The sequence below is a fragment of the Methylotuvimicrobium sp. KM1 genome (assembly GCF_044788715.1).
Taxonomy (GTDB): domain Bacteria; phylum Pseudomonadota; class Gammaproteobacteria; order Methylococcales; family Methylomonadaceae; genus Methylotuvimicrobium.
In genome coordinates, this window is record NZ_CP173170.1 from 490,880 (window position 1) to 505,027 (window position 14,148).

At 46.4% G+C, this 14,148-nt stretch carries 11 protein-coding genes; 7 read left to right on the plus strand and 4 right to left on the minus strand.

Going from position 1 to position 14,148, the window contains the following annotated elements; translation table 11 throughout:
• The first annotated feature begins 85 nt into the window (after positions 1-85).
• Positions 86-1,021 carry a DMT family transporter gene (locus tag ACINK7_RS02280; protein WP_404359618.1) on the plus strand — a complete coding sequence of 312 codons (936 nt, stop codon included), beginning with the start codon at positions 86-88 and terminating at the stop codon, positions 1,019-1,021.
• On the plus strand, positions 990-1,439 hold the full coding sequence (locus ACINK7_RS02285; protein ID WP_404359620.1) for a hypothetical protein: 450 nt from the start codon (positions 990-992) through the stop codon (positions 1,437-1,439). Before ACINK7_RS02280 ends, ACINK7_RS02285 begins: the two co-directional genes overlap by 32 nt.
• Positions 1,440-1,510: 71 nt before the next feature.
• On the opposite strand, the gene rfaH is transcribed toward ACINK7_RS02285, so the two are convergent.
• From rfaH to ACINK7_RS02300, 3 genes are all read right to left on the minus strand, one after another.
• Positions 1,511-2,008, minus strand: a complete 498-nt coding sequence (rfaH, locus tag ACINK7_RS02290) for a transcription/translation regulatory transformer protein RfaH (RefSeq protein ID WP_404359621.1) — start codon at positions 2,006-2,008, stop codon at positions 1,511-1,513.
• Between the two features lie 210 nt (positions 2,009-2,218).
• A complete protein-coding gene (locus ACINK7_RS02295) occupies positions 2,219-2,482 on the minus strand; it encodes a helix-hairpin-helix domain-containing protein (RefSeq protein WP_125217244.1) in 264 nt (87 codons plus the stop codon).
• 335 nt (positions 2,483-2,817) lie between these two features.
• Complete coding sequence (locus ACINK7_RS02300; RefSeq protein ID WP_404359622.1) at positions 2,818-4,140, minus strand: UDP-glucose dehydrogenase family protein; 1,323 nt, start codon at positions 4,138-4,140, stop codon at positions 2,818-2,820.
• A 124-nt stretch (positions 4,141-4,264) separates the two neighbouring features.
• On the opposite strand from ACINK7_RS02300, the gene ACINK7_RS02305 reads away from it, so the two are divergent.
• The 4 genes from ACINK7_RS02305 to ACINK7_RS02320 all read left to right on the plus strand — a co-directional run bounded on the left by ACINK7_RS02305 (position 4,265) and on the right by ACINK7_RS02320 (position 11,615).
• On the plus strand, positions 4,265-6,385 hold the full coding sequence (locus ACINK7_RS02305; RefSeq protein WP_404359624.1) for a RelA/SpoT family protein: 2,121 nt from the start codon (positions 4,265-4,267) through the stop codon (positions 6,383-6,385).
• Between the two features lie 22 nt (positions 6,386-6,407).
• A complete protein-coding gene (gene polA / locus ACINK7_RS02310) occupies positions 6,408-9,131 on the plus strand; it encodes a DNA polymerase I (protein WP_404359625.1) in 2,724 nt (907 codons plus the stop codon).
• Positions 9,132-9,597: 466 nt separating this feature from the next.
• Positions 9,598-10,446, plus strand: a complete 849-nt coding sequence (locus ACINK7_RS02315; protein WP_404359626.1) for an HDOD domain-containing protein — start codon at positions 9,598-9,600, stop codon at positions 10,444-10,446.
• Between the two features lie 287 nt (positions 10,447-10,733).
• On the plus strand, positions 10,734-11,615 hold the full coding sequence (locus ACINK7_RS02320; RefSeq protein ID WP_404359627.1) for an MBL fold metallo-hydrolase: 882 nt from the start codon (positions 10,734-10,736) through the stop codon (positions 11,613-11,615).
• A 304-nt stretch (positions 11,616-11,919) separates the two neighbouring features.
• Here the strand turns inward: ACINK7_RS02320 and yihA are convergent, their stop codons facing one another.
• Positions 11,920-12,525: a ribosome biogenesis GTP-binding protein YihA/YsxC gene (gene yihA, locus ACINK7_RS02325; RefSeq protein ID WP_404359629.1), complete on the minus strand. Its 606-nt coding sequence runs from the start codon at positions 12,523-12,525 to the stop codon at positions 11,920-11,922.
• Positions 12,526-12,941: 416 nt separating this feature from the next.
• On the opposite strand from yihA, the gene ACINK7_RS02330 reads away from it, so the two are divergent.
• Positions 12,942-13,616: a c-type cytochrome gene (locus tag ACINK7_RS02330; RefSeq protein WP_404359631.1), complete on the plus strand. Its 675-nt coding sequence runs from the start codon at positions 12,942-12,944 to the stop codon at positions 13,614-13,616.
• Positions 13,617-14,148: the final 532 nt, after the last annotated feature.

Consider the following 14,148-nt stretch of genomic DNA (forward strand, 5'->3'; position numbering starts at 1 on the left):
TCCTCAGATCCCTGTCTCGGTAAACCTCATAGCTCCAAAACGTTATTTGTCACGAAATCCTAAGCTTATACCCGTGTTCTTTTAGATGCGCATTTTTCTGGCTTTTTGCACAATCATCATACTGTGGTCGACAACGCCGTTGGCGATTAAATGGAGTGGCGAAGGTCCAGGGTTTTTATTCGGCGTTGCCGCGCGTATGGTTATTGGGCTGGCTTGTTTGTTGCCTTTTGTCTTATTTGCCCGGCGTAAATTTCCTGTCGATCGAAAGGCATGGTTGACTTATTTTGCGGTCACGTTGCAAATTTACGGAGCGATGCTGTCGGTTTACTGGGCAGCACAATTTATACCGTCCGGTTGGATCTCGGTTATTTTCGGGTTGACGCCGATGCTGACTGCGTTCATGTCGGCATTATGGCTCAATGAACGCAGTCTTGGCTTATTGCAATTAATTGCTTATAGCTTGGGGCTTGCCGGCTTATTCGTGATGTTCGGCACGGCTATGGATATTAGCCGGGATGCCGCAATGGGTATTGGCGGCGTGACGCTTGCGGCATTTTTGCAATCGGCCAGCTCGGTTTTAGTCAAACGCATTGGTGCGGCCTTGCCGTCGGTAACGCAAGTGACCGGCGGTTTGTTAATAGCAGTGCCGTTGTATTTGATTACCTGGTATCGAGGCGACGGCGTTTGGCCCGATGTCATTCCGGTGCAGAGTCTGTTATCGATTGTGTATTTGGGAGCCGTTGCCACGACGATTGGATTTGCTCTGTATTATTATGTGCTGATACATGTTCCGGCGACAAAGGTTGCCTTGATCACCTTAGTGACGCCGGTTATGTCGCTATTAATCGGCAATGCGGTCAACCGCGAACCACTTAATGAAAAGGTTCTAATTGGCGCCGGCTTAATCATGGGCGCCTTGCTGCTGCATCAATACAGCAGTTTATTCAGGCGTAAAGAAAAAACAAAACAGCGATCGTTCCGGAGGGCTAATGCTGGACTTTTTAAAACCGAAAAACGTTAAAATTGCCGAGTCAGTCGCACGACTGTTTCATCCGATTCTTCACGACATAAAGTCTAGTAATGACGGGGCTTTGCCGGTATCGGTATTGCAGGATGATTATTTGATCGGCTATTTGGCGGGGTCGGTAGCAGTGGCCGCGAGTTTTGCGGGCATAACGAATCCCAAGATTAACGGGCTTACCAATCTACACTTTTTTGAACGCTTGTTTCCGAAGCATGGCATGACTATTTGTCGGCAGCACCCGGAAAAAATGTCTTCTTCTGAAGAATATTTGTCAGCCTACCAAGAAGGAGTGGAGGGCTTTAATAAAATAATTGGCGGTTTAGGCGGCAAGGGTTTAAAAGATATAACAGCTAATGACGTGGATTTAGGATCATTAAGCGAGCATATAGCGCATGTTTATCCTCTAACAAGCTAGAAAACCAAAAATATAGCCGGTGGACGTCTAATTGCTGCTATGAATTAATGCCTGGTATCTCAATCCGTATATTATCGTCCCCCGATTTTTCTTAATTGTGTGATTTCAAAATGGCCTTTCGCAGGTTTTCTGAGTAATTCGATTAACACCATGGCTCGGGTTTCTCCATCGGTCATTTGATAGATCCCTTCAAGACCTGCAAATGGTCCCGAAATGATTTGGACTTTGTCTCCTTTCGAGAACAGGCGTTCAGGGTTGCTGCTTTGTACACGGTCTTCGATTGTGCGGAGAGTTTCAATTAAATCGTCGGGCACTTTAGCCGCTTCAGTGCCGAATTTGACCAAGTTTTGGACGCCGAGTGTGGAGCGAATCGGCGTCCAATTAGTTCCCTGTTTGAGATTAATGAATAGGTAGCGTGGAAAAAGCGGTTCTGAAGATACGGTAATGCGTCCACGCCGGATTTTTTCGATGGAACAGGAAGGCAAAAAGCATTCGAAATCCTGTTTTTGTAGATTTTCGAGCGCGCGTTTTTCTTGTTTGGGTTTAGTGTGGATAACATGCCAAGTCATTTTGTCACTATTTCTGAAATTTTCGCAGTCTGATTTGTAGTGTTAGTGGATGTATAACGAAATATTTTATTCAATCTTTGTTCCGTTGATGTCAATTGTTTTTCGCCGAATTTTATTAGGAATCTTGGCGGCGAATTGTGATTTGCGATGAATAAAAAACAGCCGGTTGGCTTGATTGCCAGCCGGCTGTTTTTTGTTTAACGAGTCGGGTTATTTTTTAGCGGGATCGCTAAGTAAAATATCGCCCTTATTGTTTTCAACCGTTTTTTCTCCGATTCCGGAAACATTGGCTAATTCCTCGACGGATTTAAAGTCACCGTTATCGGTTCTATATTGCACGATCGCTTCGGCTTTTTTCAGACCAATGCCCTTCAGTGCTTCAGAAATCGTTTGAGCATCGGCATTATTGATGTTGACCGGAGTTGCAAGTGCGTTAAACGACAGTAAAGCTAATAAAACTAGGATTTTGTTCATATTTTTCTCTCTCATTAAGTTTAACTTAAAAATAGGATAAAACATTTGAACAGTCTAAGTTTATAGCCAACCACAATCGCCTTAGTCTATTCGTTAGTAATGGTAGTCGTTCATTTGGATAATTCAAGCATCTCTAGCGAAATTATGAAAAAAGTTATGTTAGCGTTGGTAGTTGAAAAGACACCGAAAGCATCATTCCGGCAGGGATTGCCGGGATCTCGACCACAAGGACTTGAAAGCCTCTCGCCATCCATGGTCTATGGGCCACATTAGTTCATGCCTGGGCGACGCTAAACTATTAACGCAAACATAACTAAAAAAACCGATTGTGTCTCTTAACGCCCGATCGCGTAATAAGCCAAACCGTTTTGTTTGACAAATGCTGGCTCGAACATATTGCGGCCATCGAAAATGACTTTGTCTCGCAAGTTTTGACTCAAGTGATCGAAATCCGGACTACGGAACTGCTTCCATTCGGTAACGATCGCTAACGCATCGGCATCTTCCAGCGCTTCGTTTTGGTCGTCGGTATAAATCAAGCCTTTTTTATTGCCGTAAATACGCTTAGCTTCTTCCAGCGCTTCAGGATCGTAAGCTCGAACGGTGGCGCCGGCATCGATCAGGGCTTCAAGTAGCACTCGGCTAGGCGCTTCGCGCATGTCGTCGGTATTTGGTTTGAACGATAATCCCCATATAGCGAAAACCTTGCCTTTCAAGTTGCCGTTGTAATGATGCTGGATTTTTTCGAATAAACGCTTTTTCTGTCGGTCGTTGACATTCTCAACGGCATTTAATAACTCGGCTTGATATCCGACTTGCTTTGCGGTCCGTTCCAATGCTTTGACATCCTTTGGAAAGCATGAGCCTCCGTAGCCGCAGCCCGGATAGATAAAGCTATAACCGATGCGACTGTCTGAGCCGATGCCTTGACGAACATGTTCGATATCGGCGCCCAGTTTTTCGGCCAAGTTGGCCAGCTCGTTCATGAAGCTGATTTTGGTTGCCAGCATAGCGTTCGCGGCATATTTGGTTAATTCGGCAGACCGAATATCCATCGTGATAACCCTTTCCCGGCTACGGTTAAACGGAGCGTAAAGGGCTTTGAGTAATTCGGCGGTTCTTGGGTTATCGGTTCCGACAACGATTCGGTCCGGCTTCATGAAATCGTCGAGCGCGGCGCCTTCTTTCAAAAATTCGGGATTCGACACGACGTCGAATTCCAAATCATTCTTGCCTCGTTCTTTAAGTACATGGATTATGGCTTCTTTGACTTTGTCGGCAGTGCCGACCGGTACCGTGGATTTATCGATTACGACTCGATAACCTTCCATGTGTTGGGCAATGCTTTTAGCGACCGCAAGAACATATTGCAAATCGGCTGAACCGTCCTCGTCAGGCGGTGTTCCGACTGCGATGAATTGAAATAAACCATGACTGACCGCTTCTTTGACATCGGCGGTAAACCGTAAACGGCCGGCTTCCTGGTTTTCTTTAACCATGGCTTCCAGTCCAGGTTCATAAATCGGGATGATGCCTTGCTTGAGTTTTTCGATCTTGGTTTCGTCGATATCCATGCAGATCACATCATTGCCCACTTCCGCCAAGCAAGTTCCTGTCACCAGTCCGACATAACCGCTTCCAAATACAGTGATTTTCATAATCTTTGAGTTACCCTTACAATATAAATACAGAATTTCCGATTTTCGAGCGAATGAGCCTCAACACTAACGCGCGATAGCCTATCATGATTGCCAACTTTTTCGAATCCTTTACAATCGCCCAATGAAAAAACAACTTCCGTCAATTGAGCAATTATTTTCAGGTTTTGCTGCCGAAGACGCCGCTCAAATTGAAAAGGCCTTGGCTATTGTCGACGAGGCTGATAGTAATCCGCTTAATATTAGACCAAAAGGGATTGCGGTTGCGATGATTTTGGGCAATGTTTATAGCGATTTGGCCAGCATACTGGCGGCGATATTAAGCGATTCACGATTAGCCGGTCGGTTAACCGAGGCCGAAATTAAGCAACAATTCGGCGAAACGGTTGCGGGGTTAGTCAAGGATGTCAAATGGCTCAATAACTTACGGGTTTACAGCCCGGAGTTAACGCGCGAGCCCAATCAAAATGAAACACTAAGGCGAATGCTATTGGCGATGACGCACGATGTGCGCTCGGTGCTGATCAAGCTGGCCTATCGTATCGAACGTTTGCGGGGTATGTCCGCGGAAGAGCCCGGTGTTCGGCGATTTATCGCGCAAGAGACGCTGGATGTCTATGCTCCGTTGGCGAACCGGCTTGGGGTGAGTCAATTTAAATGGGAGCTTGAGGATCTAGCGTTTCGCTATCTCGAGCCGGATAATTATAAGCGCATTGCCGAGTCGCTTGCCGATAAGCGAATTCATCGTGAAGATTGTATTCAGACATTCATAGAGGATCTTCGTCGAATTCTTAAGGAAGAAGGCATTTCAGCAAAGGTTTATGGAAGGCCTAAGCATATTTACAGCATTTGGAACAAAATGCGCCGCAAACAGTTAGCTATCGATGATCTTTACGATTTACTCGCAGTGCGCGTAATCGTCGATAGCTTGACGGCTTGTTATAGCGTATTAGGTTTGGCGCATAGTCACTGGAAATACATTCCTAAAGAATTCGACGATTACATCGCCAACCCCAAGGAAAATGGTTATCAATCCTTGCATACCGTGATCGTCGACCGAAAAGGTAATCGTATCGAAATTCAGATTCGCACCCGTTCGATGCATGAATTTGCCGAATTAGGGGTTGCCGCGCATTGGCGTTACAAGGAAGGCAGTAAGCACAATGCTGCGACCGAAAAGAATATCGCTTCGTTACGCCAATTGCTCGAATATAAGGATAGCGGTGACAACTTAGTCGATAACTTCCGAACCGAACTTTTTTCTGACCGGGTCTTTGTGTTAACGCCGGCCGGAAAATTAATCGATCTGATCAAAGGCTCGACGCCTCTCGATTTTGCTTATGCGATACATACCGAGATCGGTCACGGTTGTCGCGGCGCGAAAGTCAACGGACGTATCAAACCCTTAACGTATAAGCTCAAGTCGGGCGATCAGGTTGAGATTATTACGATTAAAAACGGCGAGCCGAATCATAACTGGCTCGATCCGAACTTAGGTTATTTAAAAACGCCGCGCGCGGTCGGGAAGGTCAGGAGTTGGTTTAGACAACAGCAGCAAGCCGAAAATGTTGTTTTCGGCAAACAAATTCTGGATAAGGAAAGTAAACGATTAGGCTTGAAGTCGGTTGAGCTGGATGAATTGCTCAGCTATTTCAAATTTAACAATGCCGAGCTTTTTTATGAAGCGATAGGTCGCGGCGATATCACCAATCGGCAGTTGGTCGCCGCGCTGAAAATTCCCGAATTCGCCGAGCCAGCCTATCCTTACGCCAGAGGGAGCGAGAGCAAGCCGACGGCAAAATCGATCATCACCGTTGCCGGTATCGATAATGTGGTAACTAGTTTGGCGCAATGCTGTTGTCCGGTCAAAGGCGACGATATCATCGGTTTCATTTCGCATAAGCGAGGGATCACAATTCATCGTCGCGACTGCGAAAATATTTTGACGCTCAGTCCCGAACAGCAGCCGCAATTGATCGACGCCGAATGGAGTTCGGAGCAGCCATCGCGCCATAATGTACCGATTATTATCCATGCTTTCAATGCGCAAAACCTGCTCAGCGACGTGACTCGGATCATGATGTATGCTAAGGCACATATTATCGATGCCTCATTAAAAACGCATCCGGATTTATCGGCAATACTGACGATGACGATCAATATCGAAAGCACCGCCCAGCTAAGCTCGGTGCTCGGCAGAATCAGTCAATTACCGAATATATTGGAAGTCAAGCGTAAAACTTAATTTAAATCACAAACACATCGGCATGACCCAAAACAAACAAAAATATTTGGTATTAATCGACGGCTCGTCTTTTTTATTTCGCGCCTACCATGCAGTACCGCCATTGACCAGTCCGGATGGCGCGCCGACCAATGCGATTTACGGGGTGGCCAATATGCTGCGTAAATTGATGGCTGACCATCCGACCGATTATATCGGCGTCATTTTCGATGCGCCCGGAAAGACCTTTAGACATGATTTATACGATCAATATAAGGCACACCGACCGCCGATGCCGGACGATTTGCGCGTACAAATCGCACCCTTGCACCGCTTGATTCGTGCGATGGGCCTGCCCTTGATCATGCAGCCCGATGTCGAGGCGGACGATGTTATCGGCGCATTTGCTAAGCAAGCCGAGCGAGACGGATTTCAGGTCGTCATTTCAACCGGCGACAAGGATATGGCGCAATTGGTTACCGAGCATATCACGCTCGAAAACACGATGTCCGGCAGCCGCACCGACCGCCAAGGCGTGATCGAAAAGTTCGGCGTGACACCTGAACAAATCATCGATTATTTAGCCTTGATGGGGGATACGGTCGACAATATTCCCGGCGTGCCTAAGGTCGGGCCGAAAACGGCGGCTAAATGGCTAAGCGAATATCAAACGCTGGAAAGATTGATCGAATGCGCCGATCAAATCAAGGGTAAGATCGGCGAAAACCTACGAAATGCGCTCGATCAACTGCCGTTGTCGAAGCAATTGACCACGATTGATTGCGATGTTCCGTTGCCATGCTCGGCGGAGGAATTAAAAATGAATTCGGTCGACCAAAGCGAACTCAAGTCGATGCTTGTCGAGTTGGGTTTTACGACTTGGTTGAAAATACTGGAACAGTCCGGCGATGTTGGCTCCGGCCGGGATGCGAAAGCTGTTGAAAGTCCACAAGCGATTGAGGCGCGCTATGAAACAATCTTGACCGAACACGATTTTGAACGTTGGTTCGAGCGGCTCGACAAGGCCGAGTTGTTTGCGTTCGATACCGAAACGACCAGTCTTGATTACAGTCGCGCCGAAGTCGTCGGAATATCGTTTGCGGTCGAAGCGGGACATGCCGCTTATTTGCCGGTCGCGCACGATTATTCGGATGCACCGGAGCAATTGGATCGATCCGCCGTATTGGAAAAAATGCGGCCGCTGCTGGAAAATCCGAATAAAGCCAAACTGGGACAGAATCTTAAATACGATGCCAACGTGCTGGCTAATCACGGCATAGAACTGCGAGGTATTGCTCACGATACGATGCTCGAATCCTATGTGTTGAACAGTAACGCGACTAAGCACAACATGGATGATTTGGCGAAGAAGTATCTTAACTATACGACGATACATTACGAAGATGTTGCGGGGAAGGGCGCGAAACAGATTCCGTTTCAGGAAGTCGCTATCGAACAGGCGACGCCTTATGCCGCCGAAGATGCCGACATCACCTTGCGTTTACATGAAGTTCTGAGTGAAAAACTCGACCAAAATCCGCCGTTGGTGCAATTGTATCGAGAAATCGAAATTCCTCTGGTCGAGGTGTTGTCGCGTATCGAGAGAAACGGGGTATTGCTCGATACCGAAATGCTGGCGCGGCAGAGCCAGGAGTTGGCCGCCCAGATTGCCTCGATCGAGCAGCATGCGCACGACCTGGCAGGGCAGGCATTCAATTTGGGCTCGCCAAAGCAAATTCAAAGCATTATTTACGATAAGTTGAATTTGCCGGTACTGAAAAAAACTCCGACCGGGCAGCCGTCGACCGACGAATCGGTGCTGCAGGAATTGGCCGCCGATTATCCGTTGCCTCGTTTGATTCTCGAGCATCGCACAACCAGCAAGCTGAAATCGACTTATACCGATAAATTGCCGCAACAGGTTAATCCGAAAACTGGGCGCGTGCATACCTCCTATCATCAAGCAGTCGCGGCGACCGGCCGTTTGTCTTCGTCCGATCCCAATCTCCAGAATATTCCGATTCGCACTCCCGAAGGCAGGCGAATACGGCAGGCTTTCATTGCGTCGCCGGGCTATGTGTTGGTTGCGGCCGATTATTCACAAATCGAGCTGCGCATCATGGCGCATTTGTCCGGCGATGCCGGTCTGTTGGCAGCTTTCAAACAAGGGCAGGATATTCATAGCGCGACCGCGGCCGAGGTCTTCGGAGTCGAGCCCGAGCAAGTTACCGCCGATTTGCGGCGTTCGGCTAAAGCGATCAATTTCGGATTGATTTACGGCATGTCTTCGTTCGGCTTGGCACATCAATTGGGCTTGACTAGAGGGCAGGCGCAATCTTATATCGATTTGTATTTCGCGCGGTATCCCGGTGTCAAGGCGTTCATGGATAACATCCGGAAGTTGGCGAAAAAACAGGGGTATGTCGAAACTTTATTCGGCCGTAGGCTTTATTTGCCGGAAATCAATTCGCGCAACCCCGCGCGCCGTCAATACGCTGAACGAACCGCAATCAATGCACCGATGCAAGGTACAGCCGCCGATATCATAAAACGAGCGATGATTGCTTGCGATCGCTGGCTACAAACAGACTCGCCCGATGCCCGAATGATCATGCAGGTGCATGACGAACTGGTTTTTGAAATCGCCGAATCGGCCGTGACCAATTGTATCGAAAGATTGAGGGATTTGATGAGTTCTGCGGCAACGCTCGATGTGCCGTTGATCGTCGATATCGGTACCGGTTTGAATTGGGATGAGGCGCATTAGTCTTTTTTAGGCGCATTACGTTTTTATAAGGATTGAACTTTTCCAATATTATTAAATCATAATGTTATACGTCAGTTATGACGTTGGGTCAGTCCATTCCCCTCCCCCTCTTAAATGGACTGATTCTTTTCCTCAAGCCCCATTGAATGAATTCTTATCTTTGGGGCTCTCTTTCCGGTATTTCTTTTCGATAGCGTTTCTCTGCTATGCTTAACTTATTGTAACTATACTCTTTGCCGGTCAAATTTCGGCGTTCTGTCAAGGAAACAACTGAACCTGCTACAAAGCGGATAGTTACAGGATGTTATTTGCCGCGAAATCCTAAGTTCTGACCCCATATATAGCACGCTTTTCGGTATTTCGTGTCCTTGTGACAAGACTTCGTTAGTCTATGCCGGAATGACAAGGCCTTAAAAAGTTGTGTTGGTACTCACATCATGACATTTATCTAAAGAGAGTATTCCCAATGGTTGCCGCTGTCGACAACAAGTTATTCATGTTTGTGGAGAGTATGCCTGCTTTTCCGAAAAGCGTGCAAAGTATCTTAAAGTTAGCCGATGACAATCAATCTTCCGCCAAGGATTTTGTGCAAATTATCGAATGCGATCCGGTGATGACGGTCAAGATTTTGAAAATCATTAATTCCCCTTATTACGGGTTGCCTCATAAAATCAATTCGATAATGCGCGCTGTTGTCCATCTTGGAATCAATACGGTCAAGAACATGGCGTTAGCCATTGCGGCAATAGGTGTTCTTAAGCCCGATAAAAAATCGGGCTTAAATGCCAATGGTTTTTTAATGCACTCTTTGACTACCGCATTGATCACAAAATTACTCGCCGAGCGACAAGGCTTATCGCCAAATAAATGCAGCGATTATTTCGTTACCGGTTTATTGCATGACTTTGGAAAGTTGGTTTTTGCGCAGTGTTTGCCCGAATCCTTTCGTAATGCGTTGATGGAAAGCCGTAAGCGGAGTGTTTCTTTACATTTGATGGAGCGGGAGTATTTAGGTATCGATCATGCTCGTTTGGGTAAGCTGCTAATTGATAAGTGGTGCTTTTCTGAAGACATCGGTGCTGCGATCGAGCATCATCACGATGAGGACGGCTCCGACGTCTTGCGCGATAGTGTTGCTGTAGCTAATCAAATCAGTAAAATCTTGCGTTTTGGTGACGGCGGTAATCCGGTAATCGATAAGTATTCGGAAGCGCAGTTCTCGTTGTTCGGTTTGTCTTTGGAGGAACTGATCGTTTCGTTAGGTGATTTGAACACGATTAGAACAGAGGCTTTAATGATGATTAGTTGCAAGTGATCGCTCAATTGTAATTTAGGTTCGGGAGTGTACATAATTTTTGCATTACGCTCTGTATGGCAGCGTGTATTAGGGTGCCTTCAGTAGGCGCTTTATGCGACAGACACCGTCAGTCGAGCAATCGAATCCTCCTTAAAATAGGGGGTTATAGCTTTTGCACTTCAAATTCCGGCAGTGCCGAATTTTGATCTACGATGATGATATGGGTATTTTTATAATCAAACCCTAAGCACTCCCGACATTTGAAGTGCGAAACATATATTTTCAACGCTGAATCGAGGGATTGCATGCAATTGAAGTTCAGAGGCGTCCGTGGTTCCATTCCGACACCGGGGCCTAATACTGTCAAATATGGCGGGAATACTACCTGCATAGAAATTCGTACCGATAGCGGGGAGTTAATTATTCTCGATGCGGGTACCGGTATTTATTCGTTATCGCAACAACTGGATAAGGACAAGCCGGTCGATGCGCATATTTTCATTACCCACACGCACTGGGATCATATTCAAGGGCTGCCTTTTTTTACGCCGGCGTTTATGTCGGGTAATCAGATTACAATTTACGGCGGCTTGGATCCAGTGACTCAACAAGGCATACAAAGGGCGTTGGCTGTTCAATTACAATACAGTTTTTTTCCGATTCGGGAGGCCGAGTTAAAAGCAACTGTTCGTTATGTGACTTTGATGCCAGGTAAAAGCATTATGGTGGGTGATGCCCAAATTACACCGTTATTGTTGAATCATCCTGTTCTAAATTTCGGGTATCGCATCGAGTGTGACGGCCGGTCAGTTTTTTTTACCGGCGATTACGAGCCGTTGTTTAATATTTACCAGCCCGAAGATCAGGAATACGAGCCTTTTCAATCCATGATCGATGAAAGGTTCATCGAAGTGTGCGCCTTTATGCATGGTGTCGATGCATTGATTGTCGATGCGTCCTATACCGAGGAAGAGTATGTGTTTAAAAGGGGGTGGGGGCATGGAACCTATCAATCAGGGCTAAACTTGGCGGTTCGGGCTAATGTCAAGCGCTTGTTTTTTACCCATCACGAACCTAATCGCACCGATATGGATTTGGATAACATCTACCGTCAATTGCTCGAACAGCACCAAAATTTAGATATAGAGTTAAACATGGCGCGCGAAGGTGTTGAATATAATATCTGAAGTCGATGTCGTCCGGATTTTAGGATTTGGTCAGAAATATCATCATCGTAGATCAAAATTCGGCACCGGGGACCCGTCAAAGGGCGCCGTGAACCCAGCACCTAAATTAGCCATAATTTTAAACATAGCCAATGGGCTATGGAATTTAGGTGCTGGGTGAATACGTCCATACAAGGCTCTATGCCAGCATCCATGCTGGCAAAGCCTTTGCCAGGTCCCGGTGTCTCCTTAGGCACTGCCGAAACTTGAAGTGCAAAAAGGTATATGTTGAAAAAGCGTAAGAAGCATCGAAATTATTTCGAGTTTATGACGATTCAAAGTTCAGCCATTGATCGAGTAATTGATGGATTTCGTCGACGCCCTGTCTTTTTAATGCCGAAAATAATTGAACAGTAACTGGGACTTGATTTCCGGAAATTTCTTTTTGCACGGCTAATAAGGTGTTTTTTGCAGCCCCGAATTTCAATTTGTCGGCTTTAGTTAGCAGGATATGTAAAGGCAAACGGGTTTGTTTGCACCAGTCTACCATTTGGCGGTCGAATTCGGTCAGTGGATGGCGTATATCCATCACCAACACAATGCCGCATAACGTTTTGCGATTATTTAGATAGGTTTCGATCATGCGGTGCCATTGTTTTTTGATTTCCAAGGGAACTTTAGCATAACCATAGCCCGGTAAATCGACAAAGCGGGTGGTTTCCGTTATCGAGAAAAAATTCAATAATTGAGTTCTTCCAGGGGTTTTACTGATACGCGCCAAAGATTTTTGACCGGTCAGTGTATTGATTGCGCTGGATTTACCCGCGTTGGAGCGGCCCGCAAATGCGACTTCGAGTCCAATATCCTCGGGGGCGTCTTTAACGTGAGGGGCGCTGTTTATGAATTTTGCTTGATGATACACTGGATTCATCGTTATCTCGCTTAGCTAGGGTATTTAGAGTAAAATTTCCGGATAGACACGATAGGCGTGTACCGCTTGAGGGGTTTAGTTGTCGGCCTTTTGGATTCGCAAGTCGGCGCGGTCCATGAAAAACCGTTAGTATCGGCTTTTTTGATTTATACTTCGAGCGGACATGTTTTTGGCTTTTGTGACGAAGCTATTTTGTTTGACAATAATGCCATTGGCTCTCTTTTTCGTCCCTCAATTTGCTATGATTTTAAATGATAGGCAATTGAGGCTGTGAGTCATTTGCAAGTGTCCTGGTGCCGAATTTTGATTTAACCATGGGTATAACTGTTTTTTGCAATGCTGCTATCGGACAAAAGAGCCGGTTAGATAATTAAAATGTAATCGCTAGAATTATACTATTCCGGAAGGGGAATCTAATGAAAAATAAACTATTGGCACTTTCAATTGCTCTGTTGTTCATGAGTCAGCCGGTCATTCTACATGCAGAAGGCAATAGTAAGGCAGGAAAAGAAAAAGCGACCGCCTGCGCGGGTTGTCACGGCGAAAACGGCAATAGTGCCGTAACCAATTTTCCGAAGTTAGCTCAACAGCATGCCTCTTATCTGATCAAGACGCTAAATGCCTTCAAAAGCGGCGAGCGAAATAATCCGATGATGAGTCCGATCGCGATGGGCTTGAGCGATAAAGATATGGCCGATATTGCCGCCTATTATGCCGAGCAAAAGATTTCTACGAATAGTCTGCCGGTCTTGCAAAAAGACGAAGATGACGATGAAGATGACAGCGAGGCTTCTGCAAGTGAAGACATCAAAAAGCTATTGGCCTTAGGTAGCGATCTCTACCGGAATGGGGTGTTGGCGAGCGAGGTATCTGCTTGCATCGCTTGTCACGGTCCGTTTGGAGAAGGGAACAGGCCGGCGGCATTTCCGACGCTTAAGTCGCAGCATGCCGATTATTTGATCAAGACGCTCATCGATTTCAAAAGCGGCGAGAGGAGTAATAACTCGGAAAATATGATGCATATGATTGCCAAAAAAATGACTGAACGCGAAATCAAAGCGGTTTCTTATCATATTTCGGTCATGAAGTAAGCAATGCCCCATTGCTTTTATAAGGCGACTTAGACCGCTGATGTAATCCTCCGGTTAAGCGCATTTTTGCGATCCGTGTGCTTGTGTAACGACCGAACGGCAAGTCCGTTCGGTCGTTTATTTAGGATTTGGTCATAAATAACCTCCCTATTTTTTATGCAAGGTAAGCAGGTTCGGTAACTCGATTGGCAGGTGTCGGCGACAGGGCAGATTTTTGCTCCTCGGCAATTGCTGAGTTACAAGGATGTAATGAATGCAGAAAATGCAGGAGCATTTTTCTGCCCGCATTGCCCTAATACACGCCATCCATGGCGTAATGCAAAATCTGCATTCATGCCATCCATGGCAATCAGTCGCCGCCGTCAAGCCTCACGGACGTATTTACGGCGTCCTGTCAAGCGAGTCAACGAACCTGCTACAAAACTCATAGCTCCAGGAGGTTATTTTTCACGAAATCCTTAGCGGATCGGTAAAATTAAATTTCCCGATATGTCATTTTTGCCCAGCTTTAATATTTTATAACCGGAAGATG

Excerpts from the sequence above, each read along its gene's own strand:
- ACINK7_RS02280 (WP_404359618.1), top strand. The coding sequence starts at position 86 with ATGCGCATTTTTCTGGCTTTTTGCACAATCATCATACTGTGGTCGACA.
- ACINK7_RS02285 (WP_404359620.1), top strand. The coding sequence starts at position 990 with ATGCTGGACTTTTTAAAACCGAAAAACGTTAAAATTGCCGAGTCAGTC.
- rfaH (WP_404359621.1), bottom strand. The coding sequence starts at position 2,008 with ATGACTTGGCATGTTATCCACACTAAACCCAAACAAGAAAAACGCGCG.
- ACINK7_RS02295 (WP_125217244.1), bottom strand. The coding sequence starts at position 2,482 with ATGAACAAAATCCTAGTTTTATTAGCTTTACTGTCGTTTAACGCACTT.
- ACINK7_RS02300 (WP_404359622.1), bottom strand. The coding sequence starts at position 4,140 with ATGAAAATCACTGTATTTGGAAGCGGTTATGTCGGACTGGTGACAGGA.
- ACINK7_RS02305 (WP_404359624.1), top strand. The coding sequence starts at position 4,265 with ATGAAAAAACAACTTCCGTCAATTGAGCAATTATTTTCAGGTTTTGCT.
- polA (WP_404359625.1), top strand. The coding sequence starts at position 6,408 with ATGACCCAAAACAAACAAAAATATTTGGTATTAATCGACGGCTCGTCT.
- ACINK7_RS02315 (WP_404359626.1), top strand. The coding sequence starts at position 9,598 with ATGGTTGCCGCTGTCGACAACAAGTTATTCATGTTTGTGGAGAGTATG.
- ACINK7_RS02320 (WP_404359627.1), top strand. The coding sequence starts at position 10,734 with ATGCAATTGAAGTTCAGAGGCGTCCGTGGTTCCATTCCGACACCGGGG.
- yihA (WP_404359629.1), bottom strand. The coding sequence starts at position 12,525 with ATGAATCCAGTGTATCATCAAGCAAAATTCATAAACAGCGCCCCTCAC.
- ACINK7_RS02330 (WP_404359631.1), top strand. The coding sequence starts at position 12,942 with ATGAAAAATAAACTATTGGCACTTTCAATTGCTCTGTTGTTCATGAGT.